This is a genomic window from Agromyces sp. Y182, from assembly GCF_059445385.1.
In genome coordinates, this window is the sequence record NZ_JCAIUF010000001.1 from 317,820 (window position 1) to 340,900 (window position 23,081).

A 23,081-nucleotide genomic window follows, 5' to 3' on the forward strand; every position below is an offset into this window, starting at 1 on the left:
ACCAGCGTAATGCCCGCACTCGGGTCAGCTTGCTGCAGCCCGCCGGAACGCCGGAATCGCGAAGCCCCGTCGGCGCGCCTGCGGCACCGGCAAGATGCTCTCGAGCGCGTACTCGCGGATGGAGGCGCGCAACGGCGAGCGCGGTGCCGCATCACGCAGCGTTCGAGCGGTGAGGATCGCGGCATCCGTCGCCTTGGCATCATGCGGCAGCAGTGTCGCATCGGAGAGCCCACCGAAGCGGCGCAGCGTCTGGCGCACCTGCGCATGCGCGTCGATACCGAGCGCGCTCGAGCGCACCCGATTCACGACCACGTCGATGCGCTCGGGGTCGACGAGGTCGATGAGTTCACCATGACCGCGGAGCAGGCGCGAGAGTCCGACCGGGTCGGCCAAGCCGACGGCGACGATTCGGTCGGCGGCGGCGAGCGCGGCGAATGTCGCGGCGTTGCGCCGCGGAGCGAACTGGTCGCTCGTCAGTTCTTCGTCGTGCTCGAGACTGAACCCGGTGTCGACGACGACGTACTCGACCCACATGCGCATCGCACCGATGGCCGCGGTCACCCGCTCGCGCGAGAGTTCGGGCCAGCGGCTCGGACCGACGAGGCCGGTGAAGACGTTGAACGCCGCGCGCGGTACCGAGTAGCGCTGGGCGATGCGCTCGAGCTCGGCACGGTCGAGCGCATCAGCACCGGCGAGTCGGCACGCTGAGGCGAACCCTGGGGCCTCGTCGAGTAACCCGAGCGATGGTGCGATCGCACCGCCATAGGGGTCGGCGTCGACGAGCGCGACGGTGTGCCCCGCAGCAGCGATCTCGGCCGCGAGATTCACCGCGATCGTGCTGCGCCCGGGCGCGCCGCCGGGGCCCCAGACTGCGATGACGGAAGCCGTACGGTCGCTCTTCGACCGGGGATCGCCGACGCGCGACGGCACGGGCACTCCCCCGCTCACGATCATTTCGATCTCGGGCCAGGGCGCGGCGCTGTCGATCACCTCGTGCAATCCCAGTCGTGCGGCCTCCGCGCGCTCGGCGTCGCTGCTGGCCAGTGCGACCAGACGGATGCCGCGCTCGTCGCACGCGGTCAGCAGTTCTTCGCTCAGCGTGCCCCTGCCTGCGCCGACGAGCACGACTTCGGGTGCCAGCAGGTCGAGACTGTCGACGAGGTCGCGCCATCCGACGAGCCGGGCGACGATCGTGTGGCCGTGCTCGACGACATCGGCGAGGATGCGGTCTTCCGTCGTACCGTCGAGGGCGAGCGCGAGGCGCGCCATCTCACTCGCCTGCCGAACGGGCGGGCACGAGATCGATCGCGTCGCTCGCGGCGAGTGCCTCGAGCAGCGCCGCAACCTTCTCTCTGGGAATCAGGAGCTCCACCGAGACGCCGCCCGACGAAACCATGCCCTCGCTCTCGATGACACCGGCGATCTCTGCGCCCGAGACGAGTACGGCCGGCGGCGCGAACCCGCCGCCGTCGACCTGCTTCGCGGTCCAGAGGTCGACTCGTGCACCGGCGGCGATTCCTGCGGGAAGCGCGTCACGGCTCGGCACGACGACGGTGGCGAGCCCCGTGCGGTCGGCATCATCGACCGAGGACTCGGGTACGAGCTCGCCGGCGGTCACGGTGCGCGACACGACGAGCCCATCGGCGGGAATGTCGCCGGCTTCGAGGTACCTGGCGGTGGCCGCGCCGAGCCGCACGGACTCGGTGGTGAGGTCATCGGCGTGGATGCGCGTGCCGGGAGTCATCGTGTCGCGGGCGACGTAGACGTCGACGCCGTCGTCGAGACCGGTCACGAGGGCGGAGACCCCGAGGGTGGAACCCGCGATGAGCACGATCCCGATGATGAGGCGCGGGTCGAGACGCAGCGCTCCCCGCTCCCCGCGTTCCTGACGACGTGCCATCGTGTGCTTCCTTCCGCTCTGCGCGAGTCGCGCCGGGGTCTATCGTCGCCCGAACCCGCGAGATTGGTCGGAAGTTATCCACAGCCGCCCCGGCCGACCCGCTTCCGGTCGATAATCAAGACATGACCTCTCCAGGTGCGGGCGACGAGATCGGCCGCTTCCTCACGCTCGCAGACGCCGCCGAGATCCTCGCGGTCGATGTGGCGGCCGTCGACGACCTGGTCCGCTCCGGGGAACTGCCGGCGATTCGCATCGGCACAGCCGGTCCATGGCGCATCGAACGCGTGCAACTCGAGGTCTGGATCGAACTCCAATATGAAGAGACGCGCCGGCACTCGGCGTGGAATCAGGGCGAGTTCGCGAACATCGCCGAGCTCTCCGGCGCGCGCACCGGGCGTGTTCGACCCGTCGACTGAGCGTCCCAACCGCGATCCTCTACCCCCGACCCCCTCAGCGGAAGTCGATGAGCAGCACGCGGGCGAGCGGAACGATGCGATAACCGTGCACCTCGTGCTCGCGTCGCGGAGCGCCGGGTTCGTGCAACGCGAGGTCGATATGGTCGCGCGCGACCCGGTCGATCGTGCCATGCGCCTGACCGTCGAGCGTGCTCACGCGCACCGCTGTGCGGCGACGGCACAGGTCGCGCAGCACGAAGGGCATCCCGATGCGTTCTGCGAGGCGAGCGGATGCCTCGGGCACCGACTCGAGGCTCGGCTCCAGTTGTTCGCGGGTGGGCAGCACCGCGGCGATCGCGGCGATCGGCACAACGCATTGGGCGCCCGCCTGTCCGGACTCGATCGATCGCCCGCTCACCCAATCACGGCCGAACATCTGCGGCTGCAACGCGACGGTGCGACCACCATGCAGCTCGATCCGGACGAACGCTCCGGGTTCATCGGACTCTGATCGGGCGATCGCGGCCAGCCGATCGCGAAGCGTCAGCCTGCCGAGTCGCAGCCGCTCCTCTTCGATGGCGAGCGAGCGCTCCTCGTCGCGCTGGTCTTGGTCGATCTGCGACTCGAGGTCGTCGAACAACAGGTCCCAGCGCATGCAGAGACGCTACCGTGCGTCGCACCATGACGGAAACGTTTTCCACAGGCGAGGAAAACTCTTGACACGGTTTCGCCGCCTGCATACGGTTCACTCAGGGAACACCCCGATGTCCCCCACAAGGGGGTGTACCCGTCGCCCGACGGCACGTCCGGCGAGCCATCCTCCCCCTTGGAGTACAGATGACCGCACGCGACGCGATCGCCACCCGAACGGCCGTGAATCGAGGATCCGCAGCACAATTCCTCGACGATGAAGATGAGTACTTCGCCCGCCAGCCGGCCCGCCGCACCGAGCTACCCGATCCCGAGCCGCTGCTGCGCAACCTGACCCACTGCGTCATCGAAGCGCTCGGCGGTGCTCGCGACCTCGAACAGCTTGCGAGGTGGGTCAACGACGATGTCTACCGCAATCTCTCCAAGCGGGTCGTGCTCGCGGCGCGCGCACGCAGGGTCAAGGGGCAATCACCGCAGCGGCCCGCGTTCACCGTCGGCCGCGTACTCATGTGCGAGCCCGCCGACGGCGTGGTCGAGGCGGTCGTCATGGTGCACCAGAAGGCGAGGTCCCGGGCGGTCGCGATCCGCATCGAGGGCTTCGACCAGCGTTGGCGTGCGAGCGCCATCGGCGTGCTCTGAGCCGAGACGCCCGAGCACACGCGCCTGAGCACACGCCCGGCCGAGCACGCACGGCCGAGCACACGCACGCCTGAGCACACGCACGGCCGAGCACACGCACGCCTGAGTTCACGCACGCAGAGCAACTGGTGGCGGATCACGCTGACGCGCCACGGCGCACCCTGCTTCGTGCGAAACCCCGGCCGGACAACGCACCAGACCGGGGTTCAGCAGTGGGCTAGCGACCCTTGCGGTCTTGAGCCCGCCGCTCTGCACGATTCTGCGGCGCCACTTCGCCGCCCGTGCGCTGACCGAATGCGCCGCGTGTCTCTTCGGCAGCCGGCGCCTGGCTCTCGGCGACGGCCCGGCGTGCTCGCTGCGTCGCCGCCTGCTGCACTTGTCCGCGCTCGTTGCGCACCTCGACGCCGCCGGCGTCGCTCGGTGCCGAATAGCTGAGCTTGTCGTCGGTTGCGCCCTGGCGTCCGAGGCCCTTTGCTTCGATCTTGGCTCCAGCGCCTGCCTGCGGCGCGACCTCGACTTCGAGGTTGAAGAGGAAGCCGACCGTCTCTTCGCGGATCGAGCCCATCATCTGCTGGAACATGGCATAACCCTCGCGCTGATACTCGACCAGGGGGTCGCGCTGGGCCATGGCGCGCAGGCCGATGCCGTCTTTCAAGTAGTCCATCTCGTAGAGGTGGTCGCGCCAGCGGCGGTCGATGACCGAGAGCACGACACGACGCTCGAGTTCGCGCATCGCGGGCGAGCCGAGCTGCTGCTCGCGTCGGGAGTAGGCCATCTTCGCGTCGGAGAGGATCTCTCGGCGGATGAAGTCGCGGTTCACGCGACCCTTCTCTCCCGCCTCGGCGACGACCTCGTCGATCGTGATGCCGATCGGATAGAGCGTCTTGAGTTCAGTCCAAAGCGCGTCGAAGTCCCACTCGTCGGGGTTGCCTTCGGCAGTGTGGGTGTCGAGCACCTCGTCGATGACGTCTTCGAGGAACCGCTGCGTACGCTCGTGCAGGTCGTCGCCCTCGAGGATGTGACGGCGGTCGCTGTAGATGGCCTCGCGTTGACGGTTCAGCACATCGTCGTACTTCAGCACGTTCTTGCGAATCTCGGCGTTCCGGGCTTCGACTTGCGATTGTGCGGATCGGATGGCGCGCGAGACCACCTTCGACTCGATGGCGACATCGTCGGGCACTCCGCGCGACATGAGGCTCTCGGCGGCACCGGCGTTGAAGAGTCGCATGAGATCGTCGGTGAGCGAGAGGTAGAAACGGCTCTCGCCCGGGTCGCCCTGACGACCGGAGCGACCGCGCAGCTGATTGTCGATGCGGCGCGATTCGTGACGCTCGGTGCCGAGCACGTAGAGCCCGCCGGCGCTGAGCACCTTCTCGGCTTCGACGGCGACCTCGCCCTTGACCTTCCCGAAGACCTCGTCCCAAGCGGCTTCGTATTCTTCGGGAGTGTCGACCGGGCTGAGGCCGCGCTCGTGCATGAGCTGCACGGCGATGAACTCGGCGTTGCCGCCCAGCATGACGTCGGTGCCGCGACCGGCCATGTTCGTCGCGACCGTGACGGCGCTGTGCCGGCCCGCCTGCGCGACGATCGCGGCCTCGCGCGCGTGGTTCTTCGCGTTCAGCACCTCGTGCCGCACGCCCTTCTTGGCGAGGAGTCGGGAGAGGTATTCGCTCTTCTCGACGCTCGTCGTGCCGACGAGCACGGGCTGGCCCTGCTTGTGGCGTTCGACGATGTCTTCGACGACCTGCGCGAATTTCGCCTCCTCGTTCTTATAGACGAGGTCCGGCTGGTCGAGACGCACCATCGGCTTGTTGGTGGGGATCGGCACGACGCCGAGCTTGTAGGTCGCCATGAACTCGGATGCCTCGGTCTCGGCGGTACCGGTCATGCCCGAAAGCTTGCCGTAGAGGCGGAAGTAGTTCTGCAGCGTGACGGTGGCGAGGGTCTGGTTCTCGGCCTTGACCTGCACTCCCTCTTTCGCCTCGATCGCCTGGTGGATGCCTTCGTTGTAGCGACGGCCGACGAGGATTCGGCCGGTGTGCTCGTCGACGATCAACACCTCGCCGTTCATCACGACGTAGTCCTTGTCGCGCTTGAACAGGGCGTTTGCCTTGATGGAGTTGTTCAGGAACGAGATCAGGGGCGTGTTCGCCGACTCGTAGAGGTTGTCGATGCCGAGGTAGTCTTCGACCTTCTCGATGCCGGGCTCGAGCACGCCGACGGTGCGCTTCTTCTCGTCGACCTCGTAGTCTTCACCCGCCACGAGTCGCTTCGCGAGATTCGCGAACTCGGTGAACCACCGGTTCGCCTCACCCGACGCAGGGCCCGAGATGATGAGCGGCGTGCGCGCCTCGTCGATGAGGATCGAGTCGACCTCGTCGACGATCGCGAAGTAGTGGCCGCGCTGCACCATGTCGCTCGACTGCCAGGCCATGTTGTCGCGCAGGTAGTCGAAGCCGAACTCGTTGTTCGTGCCGTAGGTGATGTCGGCCGCGTACTGCTCGCGGCGCACCTGCGGGTTCTGGCCGGCCACGATGCACCCGGTGGTCATGCCGAGGGCGCGGAACACACGGCCCATGAGTTCGGACTGATAGCTCGCGAGGAAGTCGTTGACCGTGACGATGTGCACGCCGCGGCTGGTGAGCGCGTTGAGGTAGGCGGCGGTGGTCGCGACGAGGGTCTTGCCCTCACCGGTCTTCATCTCGGCGATGTTGCCGAGGTGCAGGGCCGCCCCGCCCATGAGCTGCACATCGAAGTGGCGGAGGCCGAGGGTGCGCCGACTCGCTTCGCGCACCGCTGCGAACGCCTCGGGCAGCAGATCGTCGAGCGACTCGCCGTTCGAGTAGCGCTCGCGGAGCTCGACCGTCTCGCTCCGCAACTCGTCGTCACTGAGCGCCTGGAATCCGTCTTCGAGGGCGTTGATCGCCGCTGCGTAGTTCTCCAGCCGCTTGAGGGTGCGGCCCTCACCGACGCGGAGGACCCTTTCCAGAATCGAAGCCACGAATGTTCTCCTGTTGTTGTTGGGCGCAGGGCCTCGGGATGAGCCCCGGGCACGCCCGTTGCCGCCGTGCAGACGGCCATCATAGCCATGCTAGCGGTGAACGGGCCGGGGCTCACAGAGCTGCCGAAGCCCCGCCCGCCACGTTCACCGATCTCGTCGAAGTGATCGCGACCGCGCCGGCCGGCTCGCTTCGGCAAGCTCAGCGAGCAAGACCGCTCAGCGAGCGGATGTCACGCGCTCGCGCGCTCCAATTCGATCTGCGAGCTCGACGGCGCCCGCTCCTCGGCGCGTTCGTCGAGCCCGATGAGTCCGTAATCCCATCCCTTGCGACGGTAGACGACGCTGGGACGCCCCGATTCCGCATCGACGAACAGGTAGAAGTCGTGACCGACGAGCTCCATGAAGTAGAGCGCGTCGTCGACGGTCATCGGCGTGGAGGCGAATACCTTGCGACGGATCACGACGGGGCAGTACACCTCGTCTTCCTCGACATGCGGCTCGTTCTCGTCGATGACGGGAATGCTGCCCGTACGAACCTGTTCGAGCACTTCGGACGCCGCAGCCTGCACGCCGACGTCGGAGAATCCGAGATCGGTGGCTTCACGAAGCGAGGTCGGCCGTCGGGACCCGCCGCGGTGCACTTTGCGGCGATCCTTCGCCCGCCGGATGCGCTCGAGCAACCGCCCGAGTGCGACGTCGAACGCCGCGTACTTGTCGGAGCCATCTGCCTCGGCGCGGACCACTGGCCCTTTGCCGATCAGAGTGAGCTCGACGCGGTCGGGGCCCGGGTTGCCGTTCTTCTCGTTGTGACGGCTGAGCTTGACCTCGAGTGAGATCGCGCGCTCGGCCAGATGCGTCACCTTCTCGGCCTTCTCCGCCGCATAGGCGCGGAATCGGTCCGTGATCCCCAGGTTTCGTCCGACGATGTTCAGTTCCATGACGACCTCCGTTCACCGACGTGTCACCCGGTTCTGAAGGGTGGATCGACCACGCCTGTCCTGCCACCGTAGCCCCCTTGTGCGGCAATGTCACGGCGTGTTTCCCGTGAGAATCCTGCACGCCGCGGGAACCTCCGCGGCGTCTCGGCGAGCACCGCGATCGCGACGGTCTCGCCTCCCGCCGCGGCGAGCGCGCGCACCGCTTCGGCGAGGGTGGAACCGGTCGTGACGATGTCGTCGACGAGCAGGAATCGGCGTCCGGCGAGGTCGGCGCCGGCGCCGTCAACGGCCGTCGCCGCGGCGAGGATCGAGGGTCGGCGACCGCGGGCCACGAGCCCGCCCGCCGCATTCCGGCGCCGGGACTCGGCGTCGAGGCCGGCCTGATCGGCGCGTTCCCGGGCGAGCTTCAGCACGCGCGACGAGCGGATGCCGCATCGCCCGAGCAGCACGTCGACGGGCGCGTACCCGCGCGCTCGGCGCGCAGCAGGCGTCGACGGGATCGTGCACACCTCGACCGGCGAGCCGGCGGGAACGTTGGCGAGGGCGGCGAGGATCGCGCCGCGCAGGGCGGGGGCGAGCGCCCACGCGGCATCCGTTCGCGCACCGTCTTTGAACGCCCCGAGCACTGCGGCAGCGACTCCCTCGTACTCGAGACCCGCCCACACTCTCAGCGCGTCTCGCTCGATGGGCCGAGGCGCAGGCGCGAGCGCGAGGGCGCACACGGCGCACACGCTGCGGTCGGGCGCGCCGCAGCCCGAGCACGTCACCGGGAGCAGCACCGCGATCGCGTCGCGCACCGCGGCCTCCACGAGCCCGCCGATGCGCGACCCGGCGAGGTGCGGCGCGGGCTCATCGTGCATCGCGCCACATTGACAGGTGCCGACTGACGGTGGCAGAGGCGCCCGCGAGTGCGGGCGATGATCGTGCGTACGGTCGCTGTGGAGGACGGGTCGGCTCAATCGGGCTGCTGCGGTGCGACGAGGCGGATGCCGGTCGCCCTCGGCTGCCAGCCGACGCCGCTGCGCGCAACGAGCACATCATCGGTGGTCAGCACTCGCAGCTCGGATTCGCTGTTGCCGCCGACGATCGAGCGACCACCCTCGGGCCCCTCGCTGATCGCTGCGAAGCCTCCGAGCTCTTGGATCACCATCTGTGTGTCGCCGCCCGGCAATTCCGTGAGGGAGGCGACCGTGCGGTCGTCGAGCCAGGCGACGTCGAGAGGGGTGCCCTCGACATCCGCAAGGCCGAGGACCGGGCCGAGCGCGATCGGCGTGCCCGAGGCGTCGCGCTGGATCGCGACGGCCACGAAGTGCGTACTCGCCCCGTCGCCGAGGAGCGCGATGAGCCGGGTGGAGTCGCGCGACACCTCGATCGCGGCGATCGAGGAACCGCTCCACGGCACCGGCATCTGCACGCCATCGCTCGGCTCGTCCGCTGGGTACCAGATGAGCTGGTCGGGGGATGCCGTCGGCACCGACCAGACGATGCCTTCGCCGTCGATCGAGGGCACCACGAGCCCCTCACGCGGATCGAGTCGCACAGGCTCCTCGTCGGCGCGCACGACCCAGACGCCCTCAGCGTTGCGCACTGCGGCCGCCTCGCCGCCGACGCCGAGCGAGACTCCGGTGGGCAGAAGCAATTCGACCTGCGGTGAGATGCCCGGAATCTGTTCGATACTCTCCCCCGACGTCGCGAGATGGCCGAACGTCGTGCCGTCGGAGACTGCCGGCCGAGGATCCACCGATGGGTTCACGACCGGAACCGGTGAGAGCTCGGGAACGTCTTGCTCGGCACCGTTCAGCGAGAGGGCGACGGAGTCGACGTTCCGCACACCGTCGAGGCTCGCCTCGAGTTGCAGATGCATGCGTTGCACGGTGACGAGGTCGTCGAACGTCGCTCCGGCGAGGTCGACGCTCGCCACGCGCCCGCTGACCGGCACCGACGCCGGATCGAGCCGCACCCCTTCAGGGAACGCTGAGACGACGCCCGGCTCGAGCCAGTCGGACGGCCCGGCAAGCAGCGCGCGGACGATGCTCGTCTGCGCCGAATCGCGCCCCGCGAACCACCGCACGTCGGGCACGAGGTAGTCGTACTGCGGGTCGAAGAAGTAGAGCGCGTAGTCGCGGAAGACCTGGGTGAAGGTCGTCTCGTCGAGAAGCAGGCCCTGCGGTGCCGACGAGATTCGCCACTGCCCGTCGACCTGCTCGAAGTTGTACGGCAGCGGAATCGGCGACGTCGACTCCGACACGACGTACTGCCCGGACTCCGAGAGCGATGCCGCGGGAGTCGTTTCGACGACCATCGACGTCTCGCCGGTGACCACGAACTCACGATCGGCGAGGACGTCGATCGTGGCCCCGGCGGCCCGCCATTCGTCCGCGAAGGCGTTCGTGAGGAACTGGCGCGCCACCTGGTAGTTGTTGGTGGGGCTCGCTGCAGCCGCGATGAACCCGTCGAGGATCTGCTGCTGCGTCGCATCCTTCGCCGGGGGCGGCACGATCGTGTCGAGCTCGAGCGACTCCTCGACGGGTGCCGGAGCGCCCGCATTCACTCCGCCGGAACTCGGAATCGAGACGCACCCGGCGAGCAGCACCGCCACGGCGAGGGCCGCGGGCACCGCGAACACGCGTCTACGCATCGCGCACCTCCTGCCCTGCGACATCCGTCTCGACCGCGGTCTCGGCCTCGACCGCGGCATCGGTCGCGACCGCACGTACGACACCGGTTGCCGGCGGCCCTGTCGCATCGATGTCATCGGGTTCGAGCGGCAGCGGGGAGTCGACGGCCTCGAGATCAGCGTCGGCCGTGCGAGGAAGCGTGAGACGGAACACGGTGCCCGAGCCGCGCTTCGACCAGACTTCGAGTGAGCCGCCATGGGCGACGGCGTCTTCGAGGGCGATGGCGAGCCCGAGACCGGTGCCGCCGATCGTGCGGGTGCGACTCGGGTCGGCCCGCCAGAACCGGTCGAACACCCGCGCGGCATCGTCGGCGGTCATGCCGTGACCGTAATCGCGCACCGAGAGGGCGATGGCCGATGCGTTGCTGTCGACGGCGACGACGATCGGCCGCCCCTCGCCGTGCTCGATGGCGTTGCCGAGGAGGTTGCGCACGATACGGCGGATGCGGCGCGGGTCGACGCGGGCATCGAGATGGCCGCCGGGGGCGTCCAGCCGCAGCTCGCTGCCGCGGCTGCGGGCGAGTTCGTGCATCGACTCGATCGCGTCGCCCGCGAGGTGCACGAGGTTCGTCGGCTCGGTCTCGAGTTCGATCGAGCCCGCGTCGTAGCGACTGATCTCGAGCAGGTCGGCGAGGAGCGTCTCGAATCGTTCGGTCTGCGTGTGCAGCAGCTCGACGGTGCGCGAGGTCGGGCCGGGAAAATCGTCGCGCTGACCGTAGAGCACATCGCCCGCGAGTCGGATCGTCGTGAGCGGTGTACGCAGCTCGTGGGAGACATCCGAGACGAATCGCTGCTGCATGACCGAGAGTTCCGCGAGCTCGCGAATGCGCGCTTGGAGGCTGTCGGCCATGCCATTGAAGGAGGCCGCGAGCGTCGCCAACTCGTCTTCGCCCTTCTCGGGCATGCGCACGCCGAGATCGCCGGCCGCGAGGCGCCGGCTCGTCGCCGCCGTCGAACGGATCGGCTCGATCACCCATCGCACGACGAGCAGAGTGATCGCGCTGAGGAGCAGGAGCAGCGCCGCAGCGCCGATGAGGCCGACGAGCTGCATGAACGCGAGCGTCTCTTGCGCTGCGGCGAAGTTGTACCCGATATAGAGCTCGTACGCCCCGGCGGCCGGCACCATGATCGTACTGCCGACGACGACGCCGGGATCGTCGGCGCCGTCCTCGCCCTCGAGCGCGACCGACTGCCAGTACTGCCCGTCTTCATCGCCCTGCACCCGCTCGCGCAACTCGGGTGTGATCACGCCCGCGAGACTCGGCGCGATTCGGGTGGGCGGTGCGATCGCACTCGGCGCTTCGTCGGGCTGGCGGAAGTAGGCGATCGACGCGCTGCCCGAGACGCTCCTCACCGTGCGTTCGACGGACGCCATGACCTCCTGCAACGAAGCCCGATCGGCGGCAACGGACCCTTCGAGATATTGCTGGGCCGCGACCGTCGCGTTGTTCGCGTTGCCGGTTGCCTCCTCGAGCTGCGTCTGGAAGAGGTTCGAGGCGATGCTGAACGAGATGTAGATGCCGATCACGAAGATCGCGAGCGACGAGAGGGCGAGCGTGATGATGACCGTGCGGAACTGCAGCGAGCGACGCCAGAACTCGGTCACTTGGCGGGGCAGAGCTGCGACGCGACGCCCCGCGTCACGCCACGAGCCGGCGCTGAGGAGCGCCGGGGCCTCTGCCTGCGACATCCGCTCGCCTAGGTGGTCGCGCCGGCTCGATAGCCGACGCCGCGCACGGTCATCACGATGCGCGGGTTGTCGGGGTCATGCTCGACCTTCGCGCGAAGGCGCTGCACGTGCACGTTCACGAGGCGTGTGTCGGCTTTGTAGTGGTAACCCCACACCTGCTCGAGCAGCATTTCGCGGGTGAACACCTGCTGCGGCTTCGAGGCGAGCGTGAGGAGCAGGTCGAACTCCAACGGCGTGAGATTGATGCGGGTCTCACCGCGGCGCACCTCATGCCCGGCCGCATCGATCGTGAGATCGCCGATGCGGAGCGTCGCGGCCGCCGGTTCGGGCGAAGGGCGCAGGCGCGTGCGGATGCGGGCGACGAGTTCTTTCGGGTTGAAGGGCTTGACCATGTAATCGTCGGCGCCCGACTCGAGTCCCTTCACCACATCGGTGGTGTCGGTCTTCGCGGTCAGCATGATGATGGGTGTGCCCGACTCGGCGCGGATGCGTCCGCACACCTCGATGCCGTCGATGCCCGGCAGCATGAGGTCGAGCAGCACGAGGTCGGGCTTCGTCTCGCGGAACGCGGCGAGCGCGCCCGTGCCGTCGGCGCAGAAGAAGGGCTCGAAGCCCTCGGTGCGCAGCACGATGCCGATCATCTCGGCGAGGGCCGTGTCGTCGTCGACGACGAGTACGCGTGGAGTCATCCGTTCATTCCTGTCAGCACCGCCGGGTCACGGCCGAAACCAGTGCGTCAAGCGTAGTCGGTCGCGGCTGGGAGGGTATCCGAAGCCCTGTGGAGAGTCATCGCCGCGCCCGTGGAATGTGCGAGCATTGGGGAATCCGCCGGAAGGAGCCGCACTTGGTGTCAGACCACGACTGGCAGGCGCCCGGCGGCGCTTCCGCGCAGCCCCCGGTGCCAAATGCCCAGAACCCGTCGTACGGGCAAGGGCCCGCGTTCCCGCCGCCACAGCCGCCCGCGGCATCCGCAGGACCATATCCAGGCGCGCCGCCCTCGCCGCAAGCGCCGTACGGAGCCCCGCTCGGCTGGACGCCGCCACCGAAACCCGGGCTCCTCCCCCTGCGCCCGCTCGGTTTCGGCACCCTGCTCTGGGCGCCGTTCCGAGTGCTGCGACGCAACCCGGCCGCGACGTTCGGCACGGGTCTCGTCGTTCAGCTGGTCTCGGTCGTCGCGACGCTCGCGGTCGTACTGCCATTCGCGGTGCTCGGCTTCACCCGCATCGAGGGGGCGTCGTCCGAAGACGTCGACGCCGTGCTCTCGGGCGCCGTAGGCGGCTTCATCCTGCTGATGCTCGTGCCCGTCGTGCTGTCGCTCATCGCGAGCGCCTTCCTACAGGGCGTGATGGTCGTCGAGGTCGCCAGCGGCACGCTCGGCGAACGACTCGGCTTCGGTGCACTCTGGAAGCGGGCGGCGAAGCGCATCTGGCCGTTGCTCGGCTGGACGGCGATCGTGACGGGCGCGGTTCTCCTCGTGGTCGCAGTGTTCGTCGTGGTCATCGTGGTCGCGGCGCTCACCGACCCGTTCACCCTGATCATGGCGATCCTCGTCGTGCTGTTCGCCGCACTCGGCCTCGTCGTCCTCGCCGCTTGGCTCGGCACGAAGCTCTCGCTCGTGCCGAGCGTCATCGTGCTCGAGGGCGCCGGCATCGGCACCGCCATGCGTCGTTCCTGGCGCCTGACCGACGGCTACTTCTGGCGCACCTTCGGTACACTGCTGCTCGTCGGGTTCATCCTGAACCTCGCCTCCCAAGTCGTCGTGCAGCCGGTGTCGCTCATCGGCACGATCCTCGCCGCAGTGATCGATCCGACCGGCAGCGGCGCAGCCGTCGCGATCACGATCGTGACGACGGTCGTGACCGTCATCCTCTCGCTGTTGATCGGCGCCATCACCGCGGTCGTGCAGGCCTCGCTCGTCGCCGTCATCTACATCGACCTGCGCATGCGCACTGAAGCCCTCGACCTCGAACTCGTGCGGTACGTCGAACAGCGTGACGCCGGGTCGCCCGTGACCGATCCCTATCGCGCGCCTGCGCCGACGGCGCCAGCGGGCACCGCACCCGCTCCGACGTGGTCTTGACCCGGTTTCGCGGCACGCCCCTCGACCCCGACGCGCCCGAGGCGCGCCGGTGGCTCGAAGACGAACTCGCCAAGCCCGAGTACCAGGCCGCGAAGCCGAGTCCCTTCGATCTCTTGATGCAGACGATCCGCGACTGGTTCCTCGGGCTCTTCGACGGCGCAACGGGGTTGCCCGGGCCGATCCTCACCCTGCTGATCGTGCTGCTCGTCATCGCGGTGGTGGTGGTCGGCATCCTCGTGTTCGGGCTGCCGCGGCTGCGACGTCGGCGCCGCAGCGAGGTGCCGCTCTTCGACGACCACGATCTGCGCGACCTCGAGACGTTGCGGCGGGCGGCCGCCGGAGCTGCCTCGGCGGGCGACTGGCCCCTCGCCATCGAAGAGCGATTCCGCGCGCTCGTGCGGGGTCTCGTCGAGCGCGAGGTCGTCACGGTGCATCCCGGCACGACGGCGAGAGGGTTCGTGGATGCCGCGGCCCGCCCCTTCCCCGAGTTCGGAACGCAGCTGCGTGCAGCCGCCGCAGACTTCGATGGCGTGCGCTATCTCGGTCGCGCCGGCTCGGCCGAAAACTACGAGCGGCTGAGCGCGCTCGAGCGAGGCATCTCGGTCGCCCGTCCGGCGGGCAGCACCGACCACGTGGCATCCGGCACCGACGACGGCGCAGAGACCGGCACCGGTGACCGCGAAGCCGCCGGGGTCTCTCGATGAGGGCCTCCGTCGCTGACGCGCCTGTGCCCCCGTCTGAGCCCACGTCTGCGCCAACAAGCACAGTGCCGACGAGCGCGGCGCCCGCCGTGACCCCCACGGTTCGTGCCTTCGTGCGGCATCGTCGGGCCTGGCTCGTGATCGCCGCCGTGCTCGTGCTCGGCGCGCTGCTCGTGATTGCGATCCAGGGCGGTGCCCGCCAGCCTGGCTCGCCGCTCGCCGCCGACAACCCGGCCCCGGCGGGCGCGAAGGCGCTCGTCCAGGTATTGCGCGGCCACGGCGTCACGGTGCTCGAGGCGCGGTCGCTCGAGCCCGCCCTCGACGCAGCCACCGCCGGTGCGACGGTGATGTTGTACGACGAATACGGCATCCTCGACGATCGACGACTTGCCGAACTCGCCGAGGCGGCCGACCGTCTCGTCGTCGTCGAGCCCGGGTTCACGGCGCTCGAGGCGCTCGCACCGGGTGTGCGGCTCGCCGGTGCGGCGAGCGGTCCCATCGACGACGTCGACTGCGATCTCGGCCCTGCCGCGCGCGTCGAGTCGCTTTCGGACGGGCAACGGCTGCTCACGATCGACGATGAAGCGGCCGACGCCGGGTGGAAGGGCTGCTTCCGCGACGGCGAGTTCGGTTTCGCCGTCGCAGCCGGTCCCGGCTTGAGCGGCGGCGAGATCGCGATCGTCGGCGCCACAACGGTCTTCGCGAACGAGACGATCACCCAGGCGGGCAACGCGGCGCTCGCGATCGGGCTCGCCGGGGCATCCGATGACCTCGTCTGGTACCTGCCGGGCCCCGGTGACGCCGACGCGGCCGACGCCCCCACGATCGGTGAACTGACGCCCGGATGGGTGAGTCCCGTCATGGTGCTCGCCATCGTCGTGGTGATCGTCGCCGGCATCTGGCGCGGTCGCCGCTTCGGCCCGCTCGTCGTCGAGAACCTTCCCGTGCACGTGCCCGCGGGCGAGACGAGCGCCGGTCGGGCGCGTCTCTACGCACGCACCGGTGCACGCATCCACGCGCTCGACCAGTTGCGAATCGGCACGATCCGGCGCATCGGGCGGGCGCTCCGGCTTCCGCGCTCGGCCGACGTCGCCCAGGTGACGGATGCCGCGGCGCGGGCGACCGGCCGTGACGAGGCGTCCGTGCGGCGACTGCTCGTCGATGCCGATCCGATGCACGACCGCGAGCTCGTCGACCTCGCCGGCGAACTCGCCCGGCTGGAGTCCGACGTGCACCGCTCCCTCGACCCGCATGCTTCGCGCCCTGAGCCCGTCGAAGGGGGCGCGCACGCTTCGACAAGCTCAGCGAACGAAGCAAGCTCAGCGCGCGAAACAAGCTCAGCGAGCGAAACAAGCTCAGCGCTCGATGCTCAGACAACCGACCCCACAGGAAGGCTCCCATGACCGACCCCATCTTCGCTTCGACCGGCGCAGCGACCGACGAGGAACTCCGCGCCGCGCTCAACCGCGTGCGCACCGAGGTCGGCAAGGCCGTCGTCGGCCAAGACGGCGCAGTCACGGGCCTCATCATCGCCCTGCTCACGCGCGGCCACGTGCTGCTCGAGGGCGTGCCGGGCGTCGCCAAGACGTTGCTCGTGCGCACCCTGAGCCGCACCCTGCAGCTCGACACGAGACGCCTGCAGTTCACGCCCGACCTCATGCCGGGCGATGTCACGGGCTCGCTCGCGTACGACCCCCGCTCCGGAGAGTTCGCGTTCCGCGAGGGGCCCGTGTTCACGAACATCCTGCTCGCCGATGAGATCAACCGCACGCCACCGAAGACGCAGTCGTCCCTGCTCGAGGCGATGGAGGAGCGCCAGGTCTCCGCCGACGGCGTGACCCAGCCCCTCCCCGACCCGTTCATGGTCGCCGCGACCCAGAACCCGATCGAGTACGAAGGCACCTACTCGCTGCCCGAGGCGCAACTCGACCGGTTCCTGCTGAAGCTCGTGCTCGATGTGCCCGAGCGAGTCGACGAGCTGTCGCTCCTGCGCCGCCACGCCGACGGCTTCGATCCGCATGACCTCGCCGCGGCGGGCGTCACCCCGGTGCTGGGCGCGGCCGAACTCGCGGCGGCTCGCGCCGCGGCATCCGCTGTTCGCGTCGAAGACGACGTGCTCGGTTACCTCGTCGACCTGGCGCGGGCCACTCGCCGAAGCCCGTCGATGCGGCTCGGTGTGAGCCCGCGAGGCACAACAGGCCTGCTCGCCGCCTCGAAGGCGTGGGCGTGGCTCACCGGCTACGAGTCACTCACGCCCGACCACGTGCAGGCGATGCTGCTGCCCGTGTGGCGTCATCGCGTGCAACTGCGGCCCGAGGCGGAGCTCGAGGGCGTCTCGGTCGACGCCGTGCTGGCGTCGATCGTGCAACAAGTGCAGGTGCCGCTCTGATATGACACGGATCTGATATGACACTGACCGGTCGGTTCGCCCTGCTCGTGGCGCTCGGCGTCGTGCCCGTCGTCGTCGCGGGTGTCGTCGGCGCGCCCGAGGCGTGGATCGCGCTGATCGGTTGGCTCGCACTCGTCATCGGCGCCGGCGTGCTCGACCTGTCGCTCGCTGCATCGCCTCGACGGGTGGCGCTGCACCGTGATCTGCCCGATCGGGTGCGGCTGGGCGAACGGATCACCGCGTCGCTCAGGGTCGAGAATCTGGGGCAACGGATGCTCCGGGCGACGGTGCGCGACGGATGGGAGCCATCGGCCGGGGTCACCGGCTCCAATCGTGCGCCACTGCGAGTGCCGCCAGGCGAACGTCGGAGCGTCTCCCTCGAACTCACGCCGTGGCGTCGCGGCGACCGGCGCGCCGAGCAGGTCACGATCCGCTCGGCCGGTCCCCTCGGCCTGTGGTCACGGCAGGCCACGCTCGCCGCTCCCGGGCGTGTGCGGGTACTGCCGCCGTTCCACTCGCGCGTGCACCTGCCATCGCGGCTCACTCGCCTGCGCGAACTCGACGGGCGCACGCCACTCCTCATCCGCGGGCAGGGCACCGAGTTCGACTCGATCCGCGAGTACGTGCGCGGCGACGACGTGCGCTCGATCGATTGGCGCGCGACCGCCAGGCACGCCGACCCCGAGGTGCCGGGCAACATGCGGCTCATGGTGCGCACCTGGCGACCCGAGCGCGACCGCCGCATCGTCATCGTCGCCGACACCTCGCGCACCGCCGCAGCACGCATCGCCGACGAGCCGCGACTCGACACTGCCTTCGAGGCGTCGCTGCTGCTGGCCGCCCTCGCCTCGCACGCCGGCGACCGGGTCGACTTCCTCGCATGGGACCGCCGGCTTCGCGGACGCGTGCACGGGGCGAGCGGACCAGAACTGCTCGCCCGAATGGTCGACACGATGGCCGGCATCGACGCCGAGCTGATCGAGGCCGACTGGGCTTCCGTCCCGGGTCAGGTGCGACGCATCACGAGCCAGCACGCCCTCGTCGTGCTGCTCACCGCGGCGGACTCACCGGGCAGCGCCCGCGGGCTGCTCTCGGTGTTGCCGCAGTTGACCGGGCGGCACACGGTGGTCGTGGCATCCGTCGCCGACCCTGCCCTCATCGACGCGAGCCGCACACGCGACGATCTCGAGCAGGTATATGTCGCCGCGGCGGCCGAACGCGGCCTCCTCGACGGCGAGCGCGTGGGCGCCGCCATCCGCCGACTCGGCGCGCTCACCGTCGCAGCTGCCCCGCATGAGCTGCCGCCGGCCCTTGCCGACCTCTACCTCGATCTGAAGGCGTCAGGGCGGCTCTGAGGCCTGGGTGACGTCTCGCGTCACCGAATGCCGCCGCGTTTCGTCGCGCGTCGCGATGTTTCCCCACGCTCAGCTGATTCCCAACATTCGCGCCCGGTTCACCGACGGCGACGGTCGGGGTCGCTATCTTCGCATCAGGTGCGGCCAGGGGGTCGCGCCACCATGCGTTCTCGTTCCAGGAAAGGAATCCCCGTGTCTGACACCGCAGTTGTCGTCGAAGCCCCTTCGACCGCGCAGAAGCTCACGGCCGAACTCCTCGGCACCTTCATCCTCGTGTTCGGCGTGGTCGGCGCGGTGATCTTCGCCGCGGGATTCGCGGGCGGCGACGGGGGCCTGAACATCGGATTCCTCGGTGTCTCCCTCGCCCTCGGCCTCACGGTGGTCGTCGGCGCGTACGCGTTCGGTCCGTTCTCGGGCGGGCACTTCAACCCCGCGGTGAGTATCGGCCTTGCGGTGGCCGGCCGATTCTCGTGGCGCGAGGTCGGACCGTACATCGCAGTGCAGATCGTCGGCGGCATCCTCGCGTCGAGCCTGCTGCTCGCGATCCTGTCGGCGGGCCCGAAGTTCGACATCATCGTCTTCACCGGCGCATCGACCGGCTACGACGAGCTCTCGCCCGGCGGCTACGGTCTGTGGTCGGTCTTCCTCATCGAGACGATCGCCACGGCCGTCTTCCTCTTCGTGATCCTCGGCGTCACCGGAGCGCGCGCCGCCGCCGGCTTCGCGCCGCTCGCGATCGGGCTCACCCTGACGCTGCTCGCCCTCGTCGCGATCCCCGTCTCGAACGCCTCATTCAACCCGGCGCGTTCGATCGCCACCGCACTCTACGGCGGCGGCATCGCCTGGACCCAGCTGTGGGTCTCGATCGTCGCACCGATCCTCGGCGCGATCATCGCCGGCGCGATCTACAAGGTCGTCTTCGACCGAACGAAGCGGGTGACGGCGTAGCCCGCGCGTAGCTCACGCGTAGTCCGCACCGGCGATCGCGGATGTCCAACGGGGCATCCGCCATTCGTCATCTCAAGCGACTCGTCACGACAACCACGACTACGACCGCGCGCACGACGCCACCGCCGGTTCACGTGCACAGGTGGGCAGGCAGCCTGCAGGGCGCGACGAAGCGGATGCCGCGGCATCCGCTCGATCAGCCGGCGACGATGCGCCGCGCGCCCGCGTCGAACTCGACGAGATCACCGGTCTCGCCCGCGAGCCAGGCACGCCGTCCGAGCACCAGCATGTACGCGAGGAAGCCGCCGAGGGCCGCCACCCCGATGCCGATCTTCACCGGCCACGGCCACGGGGCGGGAGTCACGAACCCCTCGATGAGCCCAGAGACGAAGAGGAAGAACACGAGCCCGATCGCGACGCTGAACAACGACCGCGCATCTTCGGCGAGTGCAACGCCACGCGGGCGCGCCCCGGGCGCGACCCAGGCCCAGAAGATGCGGAGCCCGGCCGCTGCTGCGACGAAGACGCACGTGAGCTCGAGCAGCCCGTGCGGTGCGATGTAGAGGAAGAAGGTATCTGCCTCGTCGTAGGCGAACATGATCGCCGCGGTGATGCCGAGGTTCTGCGCGTTCTGCAGCACGACCCACGGCACCCAGACACCGAGGATGCCAAAGGCGACGCATTGCGCGGCGATCCATGCGTTGTTCGTCCACACGGCGCCGGCGAACGACGCAGCCGGATTCTCGGAGTAGTAGGCGACGAACCCCTCTTCGGCGAGCTGACGGAACTCGGACTCACTGCCGAGGGACGCCAGCACGCGCGGGTCTGCGCCGATCCACCAGGCGTAGAGGGCCGCGACGGCGACCGTCACGAGTGCCACGGCCAGGGTCAGCCAGCGCAACCGGTACAGGGCTGCAGGCAGGCTCACGACGACGAAGCGCGTGAACTGGCGCAGGGGGTTCTCGGGTGCGCCGGTGAACGCCAGGCGGGCCCGCGCGAGCGAGACCGACAATCGGTCGCCGAGCGCCGTCGAGCCGGCCGTCGTCTGTACGAGCGAGAGGTCGGATGCCGCGCCCTGATAGCGTTCGATGAGCTCATCGGTCTCGGGGCCGGCGAGGCGGCTGCGGCGTGCGAGCGCGTCGAGGCGCTGCCAGTCGTCGTGACGAGCGGAGGCGAGTGCGTCGAGGTCCATCTGCTTGAATACTACCCATGCCCCAAGCCCCCGCCGTCGCACACCGCGTCGCCCGATTCGACGACGAGGGCGTGCTCACGGGTGAGGCCGTAGCACTCGATGTGCGCCCCGCGAGCGCGCTGATCCGTGCCGGCGGAGCGGCGATCGATGTGCTCGTCTCTGTGTTGCTCTTCCTCGGCCTGCTGCTCGCACTGGCGGGGCTCGGTATCGATGAGACCGGGTTCCAAGCCATCCTGATCGCGGGCATCGTGATCTGCATCGTCATCGTGCCGACCGCTGTCGAGACCGCGACACGGGGCCGCTCTCTCGGCAAGCTCGCGCTGGGCCTTCGAGTGGTGCGCGACGACGGCGGGTCGATCGGGTTCCGGCACGCGTTCATCCGCGCCCTCACCGGTGTGGTCGAGATCTATATGACATTCGGCGGCCTTGCGGTGCTCGTCGGATTCCTGAACTCTTCATCGAAGCGGCTCGGCGACCTGCTGGCCGGCACCCATGCGCAGGTCGAGCGGGTGCCGAAGCTCCCCTCGACCGCCTTCGGCGTGCCCGCCGAGCTCGTCGGCTGGGCGGCGATCGCCGACGTCGGGCGCCTGCCAGACCCGCTCGCGCGCCGCGTCGCCGCGTTCTTCACGAACGCCGGGCACCTCGTTCCCGAGAGCCGCGCGCGCGTCGCGGCATCCCTCGCGATCGAGGTCGCCCCGTTGGTCTCCCCCGTGCCGGATGCCGCGCCCGAGCTGTTCCTCGCGGGCGTCGCCGCCCTCCGGCGCGAGCGCGACGCGACGGCCATCGCGCTCGAGGATGCGCGCATGGCGTCGCTCGCCCCCGTGCTCACGGCGACCCCGCCCGGGTTTCCCGAGCGCTGACGAGGTCGTCGGCCGAGGAGGCGGGCCGGGTACCAGGCCTCGATACGCTCCTTCGTCGCTACTCGACCAGCGGGTGGCTCGCACCTCGTCGGTCGAGTAGGCGTGCCGGGTACCAGGTCTCGATACGCTCCTTCGTCGCCACTCGACCAGCGGGTGGGGGCTCAGTAGCGGTACTGGTCGACTTTGTACGGACCCTCGACGGGCACGCCGATGTACGCGGCCTGCTCAGGCGAGAGCTCGGTGAGCTCCACGCCGAGCGAGTCGAGGTGCAGTCGCGCGACCTTCTCGTCGAGGTGCTTCGGCAGCACGTACACACCCACGGGGTACTGCTCGGGGCGAGCCCAGAGCTCGATCTGAGCGAGCACCTGGTTGGTGAACGAGTTCGACATGACGAACGAGGGATGCCCCGTCGCATTGCCGAGGTTCATGAGCCGCCCCTCGGAGAGCACGAGAATCGAACGCCCGCTCGGCAGCCGCCACTCGTGCACCTGCGGCTTGATCTCGATGCGCTCGGCGCCGGTGAGCGACTCGAGGCCGGCCATGTCGATCTCGTTGTCGAAGTGTCCGACGTTCGCGACGATCGCGAGGTGCTTCATGCCGAGCATGTGCTCGACCCGGATCACGTCTTTGTTGCCGGTGCAGGTGACGAAGATGTCGACCTCGCCGATGACGTCGGCGAGGCGGGCGACCTGGTAGCCGTCCATCGCGGCCTGCAGCGCGCAGATCGGGTCGACCTCGGCGACGATGACCCGGGCGCCCTGGCCGCGCAGCGCCTCTGCGGCGCCCTTGCCCACGTCGCCGTAGCCGACGACGAACGCGACCTTGCCGCCCATGAGCACGTCGGTGGCTCGATTCAGCCCGTCGGGCAGCGAGTGACGGATGCCGTACTTGTTGTCGAACTTCGACTTCGTGACGGAGTCGTTGACGTTGATCGCCGGGAAGAGCAGCTCCCCCTTCGCGTGCAGTTCGTAGAGGCGATGCACGCCGGTCGTGGTCTCTTCGGTGACGCCCTGGAGCTCTGCCGCGATGCGGGTCCAGCGGTCCGTGCTGAGCTCGAGCGAGCGGCGCAGCGTGTCGAGCACGACACGGAACTCGTGACTCGCGTCATCCGCCGCCGCAGGCACGACGCCTGCGGCCTCGAAATCACGGCCGTGGTGCACGAGCATCGTCGCGTCGCCGCCGTCGTCGAGGATCATGTTCGGGCCGATCCAGTCCGCACCGGATGCCGCGGCTTCCGCCGACCAGTCGAAGATGCGGTCGGAGCACCACCAGTACTCCTCGAGCGACTCGCCCTTCCAGGCGTAGACGGGCACGCCCGCGGGCGCGTCGACAGTGCCGTCGGGGCCGACGACGACCGCCGCGGCGGCCTCGTCTTGCGTTGAGAAGATGTTGCAGCTCGCCCAGCGCACGTGCGCGCCGAGCGCGACGAGGGTCTCGATCAGCACCGCGGTCTGCACCGTCATGTGCAGGCTGCCGGCGATACGGGCACCGGCGAGCGGCTTCGACGCGCCGAACTCGGTTCGAAGGGCCATCAGGCCGGGCATCTCGTTCTCGGCGAGTCGAAGCTGATGGCGCCCGGCTTCGGCGAGTGAGAGGTCGGCGACCTTGAACGGGAGGGCGGTGGTCGCGGGCAGCGTCGTCATGAGCCCATTCTGCCAGTTCGCC

At 69.2% G+C, this 23,081-nt stretch carries 20 protein-coding genes; 9 read left to right on the forward strand and 11 right to left on the reverse strand.

Translation table 11 applies throughout. The annotated features are described in order from the left end of the window. Positions 1 to 24: 24 nt before the first annotated feature. Positions 25 to 1,269, reverse strand: a complete 1,245-nt coding sequence (locus tag AC1C2R_RS01500) for a CpaE/TadZ family protein (protein WP_495378692.1) — start codon at positions 1,267 to 1,269, stop codon at positions 25 to 27. A 1-nt stretch (position 1,270) separates the two neighbouring features. Continuing rightward, positions 1,271 to 1,900, reverse strand: a complete 630-nt coding sequence (locus AC1C2R_RS01505; protein ID WP_495378693.1) for an SAF domain-containing protein — start codon at positions 1,898 to 1,900, stop codon at positions 1,271 to 1,273. Between the two features lie 122 nt (positions 1,901 to 2,022). Here AC1C2R_RS01505 and AC1C2R_RS01510 point away from each other — a divergent pair, with 122 nt between their 5' ends. Beyond that, on the forward strand, positions 2,023 to 2,316 hold the full coding sequence (locus tag AC1C2R_RS01510; protein ID WP_495350766.1) for a helix-turn-helix domain-containing protein: 294 nt from the start codon (positions 2,023 to 2,025) through the stop codon (positions 2,314 to 2,316). 34 nt (positions 2,317 to 2,350) lie between these two features. On the opposite strand, the gene AC1C2R_RS01515 is transcribed toward AC1C2R_RS01510, so the two are convergent. After that, on the reverse strand, positions 2,351 to 2,950 hold the full coding sequence (locus AC1C2R_RS01515; RefSeq protein WP_495350767.1) for a hypothetical protein: 600 nt from the start codon (positions 2,948 to 2,950) through the stop codon (positions 2,351 to 2,353). Between the two features lie 182 nt (positions 2,951 to 3,132). Between AC1C2R_RS01515 and AC1C2R_RS01520 the strand changes: the two genes are divergently transcribed. After that, entirely contained in the window at positions 3,133 to 3,585 is a 453-nt protein-coding gene (locus AC1C2R_RS01520) for an Rv3235 family protein (protein WP_495350768.1), read from the forward strand. A 217-nt stretch (positions 3,586 to 3,802) separates the two neighbouring features. Here AC1C2R_RS01520 and secA read toward each other — a convergent pair whose 3' ends face one another. The 6 genes from secA to mtrA form a co-directional block, all read right to left on the reverse strand. Continuing rightward, positions 3,803 to 6,586, reverse strand: a complete 2,784-nt coding sequence (gene secA, locus AC1C2R_RS01525; protein WP_495378694.1) for a preprotein translocase subunit SecA — start codon at positions 6,584 to 6,586, stop codon at positions 3,803 to 3,805. Between the two features lie 230 nt (positions 6,587 to 6,816). Continuing rightward, positions 6,817 to 7,524: a ribosome hibernation-promoting factor, HPF/YfiA family gene (gene hpf / locus AC1C2R_RS01530; RefSeq protein WP_495350770.1), complete on the reverse strand. Its 708-nt coding sequence runs from the start codon at positions 7,522 to 7,524 to the stop codon at positions 6,817 to 6,819. Positions 7,525 to 7,547: 23 nt separating this feature from the next. Beyond that, positions 7,548 to 8,384 (reverse strand): ComF family protein, encoded by an 837-nt coding sequence (locus tag AC1C2R_RS01535; protein WP_495378695.1) that lies wholly within the window; start codon positions 8,382 to 8,384, stop codon positions 7,548 to 7,550. A 95-nt stretch (positions 8,385 to 8,479) separates the two neighbouring features. After that, positions 8,480 to 10,162, reverse strand: coding sequence for an LpqB family beta-propeller domain-containing protein (locus AC1C2R_RS01540; RefSeq protein WP_495378696.1), 1,683 nt, complete (start codon positions 10,160 to 10,162; stop codon positions 8,480 to 8,482). Further along, on the reverse strand, positions 10,155 to 11,891 hold the full coding sequence (gene mtrB / locus AC1C2R_RS01545; protein WP_495378697.1) for an MtrAB system histidine kinase MtrB: 1,737 nt from the start codon (positions 11,889 to 11,891) through the stop codon (positions 10,155 to 10,157). Before mtrB ends, AC1C2R_RS01540 begins: the two co-directional genes overlap by 8 nt. Before the next feature lie 8 nt (positions 11,892 to 11,899). Then, on the reverse strand, positions 11,900 to 12,580 hold the full coding sequence (gene mtrA, locus AC1C2R_RS01550) for an MtrAB system response regulator MtrA (protein WP_495378698.1): 681 nt from the start codon (positions 12,578 to 12,580) through the stop codon (positions 11,900 to 11,902). A 158-nt stretch (positions 12,581 to 12,738) separates the two neighbouring features. On the opposite strand from mtrA, the gene AC1C2R_RS01555 reads away from it, so the two are divergent. The 6 genes from AC1C2R_RS01555 to aqpZ all read left to right on the forward strand — a co-directional run bounded on the left by AC1C2R_RS01555 (position 12,739) and on the right by aqpZ (position 19,364). Continuing rightward, positions 12,739 to 13,971 (forward strand): DUF7847 domain-containing protein, encoded by a 1,233-nt coding sequence (locus AC1C2R_RS01555; RefSeq protein WP_495378699.1) that lies wholly within the window; start codon positions 12,739 to 12,741, stop codon positions 13,969 to 13,971. Next, entirely contained in the window at positions 13,968 to 14,675 is a 708-nt protein-coding gene (locus AC1C2R_RS01560; RefSeq protein WP_495378700.1) for a DUF4129 domain-containing protein, read from the forward strand. Before AC1C2R_RS01555 ends, AC1C2R_RS01560 begins: the two co-directional genes overlap by 4 nt. Positions 14,676 to 14,761: 86 nt before the next feature. Further along, positions 14,762 to 16,075, forward strand: coding sequence for a DUF4350 domain-containing protein (locus AC1C2R_RS01565; protein ID WP_495378701.1), 1,314 nt, complete (start codon positions 14,762 to 14,764; stop codon positions 16,073 to 16,075). Beyond that, on the forward strand, positions 16,072 to 17,061 hold the full coding sequence (locus tag AC1C2R_RS01570) for an AAA family ATPase (protein ID WP_495378702.1): 990 nt from the start codon (positions 16,072 to 16,074) through the stop codon (positions 17,059 to 17,061). The genes AC1C2R_RS01565 and AC1C2R_RS01570 overlap by 4 nt, the downstream gene beginning before the upstream one ends. A 17-nt stretch (positions 17,062 to 17,078) precedes the next feature. Beyond that, positions 17,079 to 18,416: a DUF58 domain-containing protein gene (locus AC1C2R_RS01575; protein WP_495378703.1), complete on the forward strand. Its 1,338-nt coding sequence runs from the start codon at positions 17,079 to 17,081 to the stop codon at positions 18,414 to 18,416. Between the two features lie 192 nt (positions 18,417 to 18,608). Then, a complete protein-coding gene (gene aqpZ / locus AC1C2R_RS01580) occupies positions 18,609 to 19,364 on the forward strand; it encodes an aquaporin Z (protein ID WP_495378704.1) in 756 nt (251 codons plus the stop codon). A gap of 196 nt (positions 19,365 to 19,560) precedes the next feature. Here the strand turns inward: aqpZ and AC1C2R_RS01585 are convergent, their stop codons facing one another. Beyond that, complete coding sequence (locus tag AC1C2R_RS01585; RefSeq protein WP_495378705.1) at positions 19,561 to 20,556, reverse strand: stage II sporulation protein M; 996 nt, start codon at positions 20,554 to 20,556, stop codon at positions 19,561 to 19,563. 17 nt (positions 20,557 to 20,573) lie between these two features. Here AC1C2R_RS01585 and AC1C2R_RS01590 point away from each other — a divergent pair, with 17 nt between their 5' ends. Then, entirely contained in the window at positions 20,574 to 21,416 is an 843-nt protein-coding gene (locus AC1C2R_RS01590) for an RDD family protein (RefSeq protein WP_495350782.1), read from the forward strand. Positions 21,417 to 21,577: 161 nt separating this feature from the next. Here AC1C2R_RS01590 and ahcY read toward each other — a convergent pair whose 3' ends face one another. Continuing rightward, a complete protein-coding gene (gene ahcY / locus AC1C2R_RS01595; RefSeq protein WP_495378706.1) occupies positions 21,578 to 23,059 on the reverse strand; it encodes an adenosylhomocysteinase in 1,482 nt (493 codons plus the stop codon). Positions 23,060 to 23,081 lie beyond the last annotated feature (22 nt).

What these genes read in the sequence shown, in the direction of transcription:
- AC1C2R_RS01500 (WP_495378692.1), bottom strand. Translation starts at nt 1,269, where the DNA reads ATGGCGCGCCTCGCGCTCGCCCTCGACGGTACGACGGAAGACCGCATC.
- AC1C2R_RS01505 (WP_495378693.1), bottom strand. Translation starts at nt 1,900, where the DNA reads ATGGCACGTCGTCAGGAACGCGGGGAGCGGGGAGCGCTGCGTCTCGAC.
- AC1C2R_RS01510 (WP_495350766.1), top strand. Translation starts at nt 2,023, where the DNA reads ATGACCTCTCCAGGTGCGGGCGACGAGATCGGCCGCTTCCTCACGCTC.
- AC1C2R_RS01515 (WP_495350767.1), bottom strand. Translation starts at nt 2,950, where the DNA reads ATGCGCTGGGACCTGTTGTTCGACGACCTCGAGTCGCAGATCGACCAA.
- AC1C2R_RS01520 (WP_495350768.1), top strand. Translation starts at nt 3,133, where the DNA reads ATGACCGCACGCGACGCGATCGCCACCCGAACGGCCGTGAATCGAGGA.
- hpf (WP_495350770.1), bottom strand. Translation starts at nt 7,524, where the DNA reads ATGGAACTGAACATCGTCGGACGAAACCTGGGGATCACGGACCGATTC.
- AC1C2R_RS01535 (WP_495378695.1), bottom strand. Translation starts at nt 8,384, where the DNA reads ATGCACGATGAGCCCGCGCCGCACCTCGCCGGGTCGCGCATCGGCGGG.
- AC1C2R_RS01540 (WP_495378696.1), bottom strand. Translation starts at nt 10,162, where the DNA reads ATGCGTAGACGCGTGTTCGCGGTGCCCGCGGCCCTCGCCGTGGCGGTG.
- mtrB (WP_495378697.1), bottom strand. Translation starts at nt 11,891, where the DNA reads ATGTCGCAGGCAGAGGCCCCGGCGCTCCTCAGCGCCGGCTCGTGGCGT.
- mtrA (WP_495378698.1), bottom strand. Translation starts at nt 12,580, where the DNA reads ATGACTCCACGCGTACTCGTCGTCGACGACGACACGGCCCTCGCCGAG.
- AC1C2R_RS01570 (WP_495378702.1), top strand. Translation starts at nt 16,072, where the DNA reads ATGACCGACCCCATCTTCGCTTCGACCGGCGCAGCGACCGACGAGGAA.
- AC1C2R_RS01575 (WP_495378703.1), top strand. Translation starts at nt 17,079, where the DNA reads ATGACACTGACCGGTCGGTTCGCCCTGCTCGTGGCGCTCGGCGTCGTG.
- AC1C2R_RS01585 (WP_495378705.1), bottom strand. Translation starts at nt 20,556, where the DNA reads ATGGACCTCGACGCACTCGCCTCCGCTCGTCACGACGACTGGCAGCGC.
- AC1C2R_RS01590 (WP_495350782.1), top strand. Translation starts at nt 20,574, where the DNA reads ATGCCCCAAGCCCCCGCCGTCGCACACCGCGTCGCCCGATTCGACGAC.
- ahcY (WP_495378706.1), bottom strand. Translation starts at nt 23,059, where the DNA reads ATGACGACGCTGCCCGCGACCACCGCCCTCCCGTTCAAGGTCGCCGAC.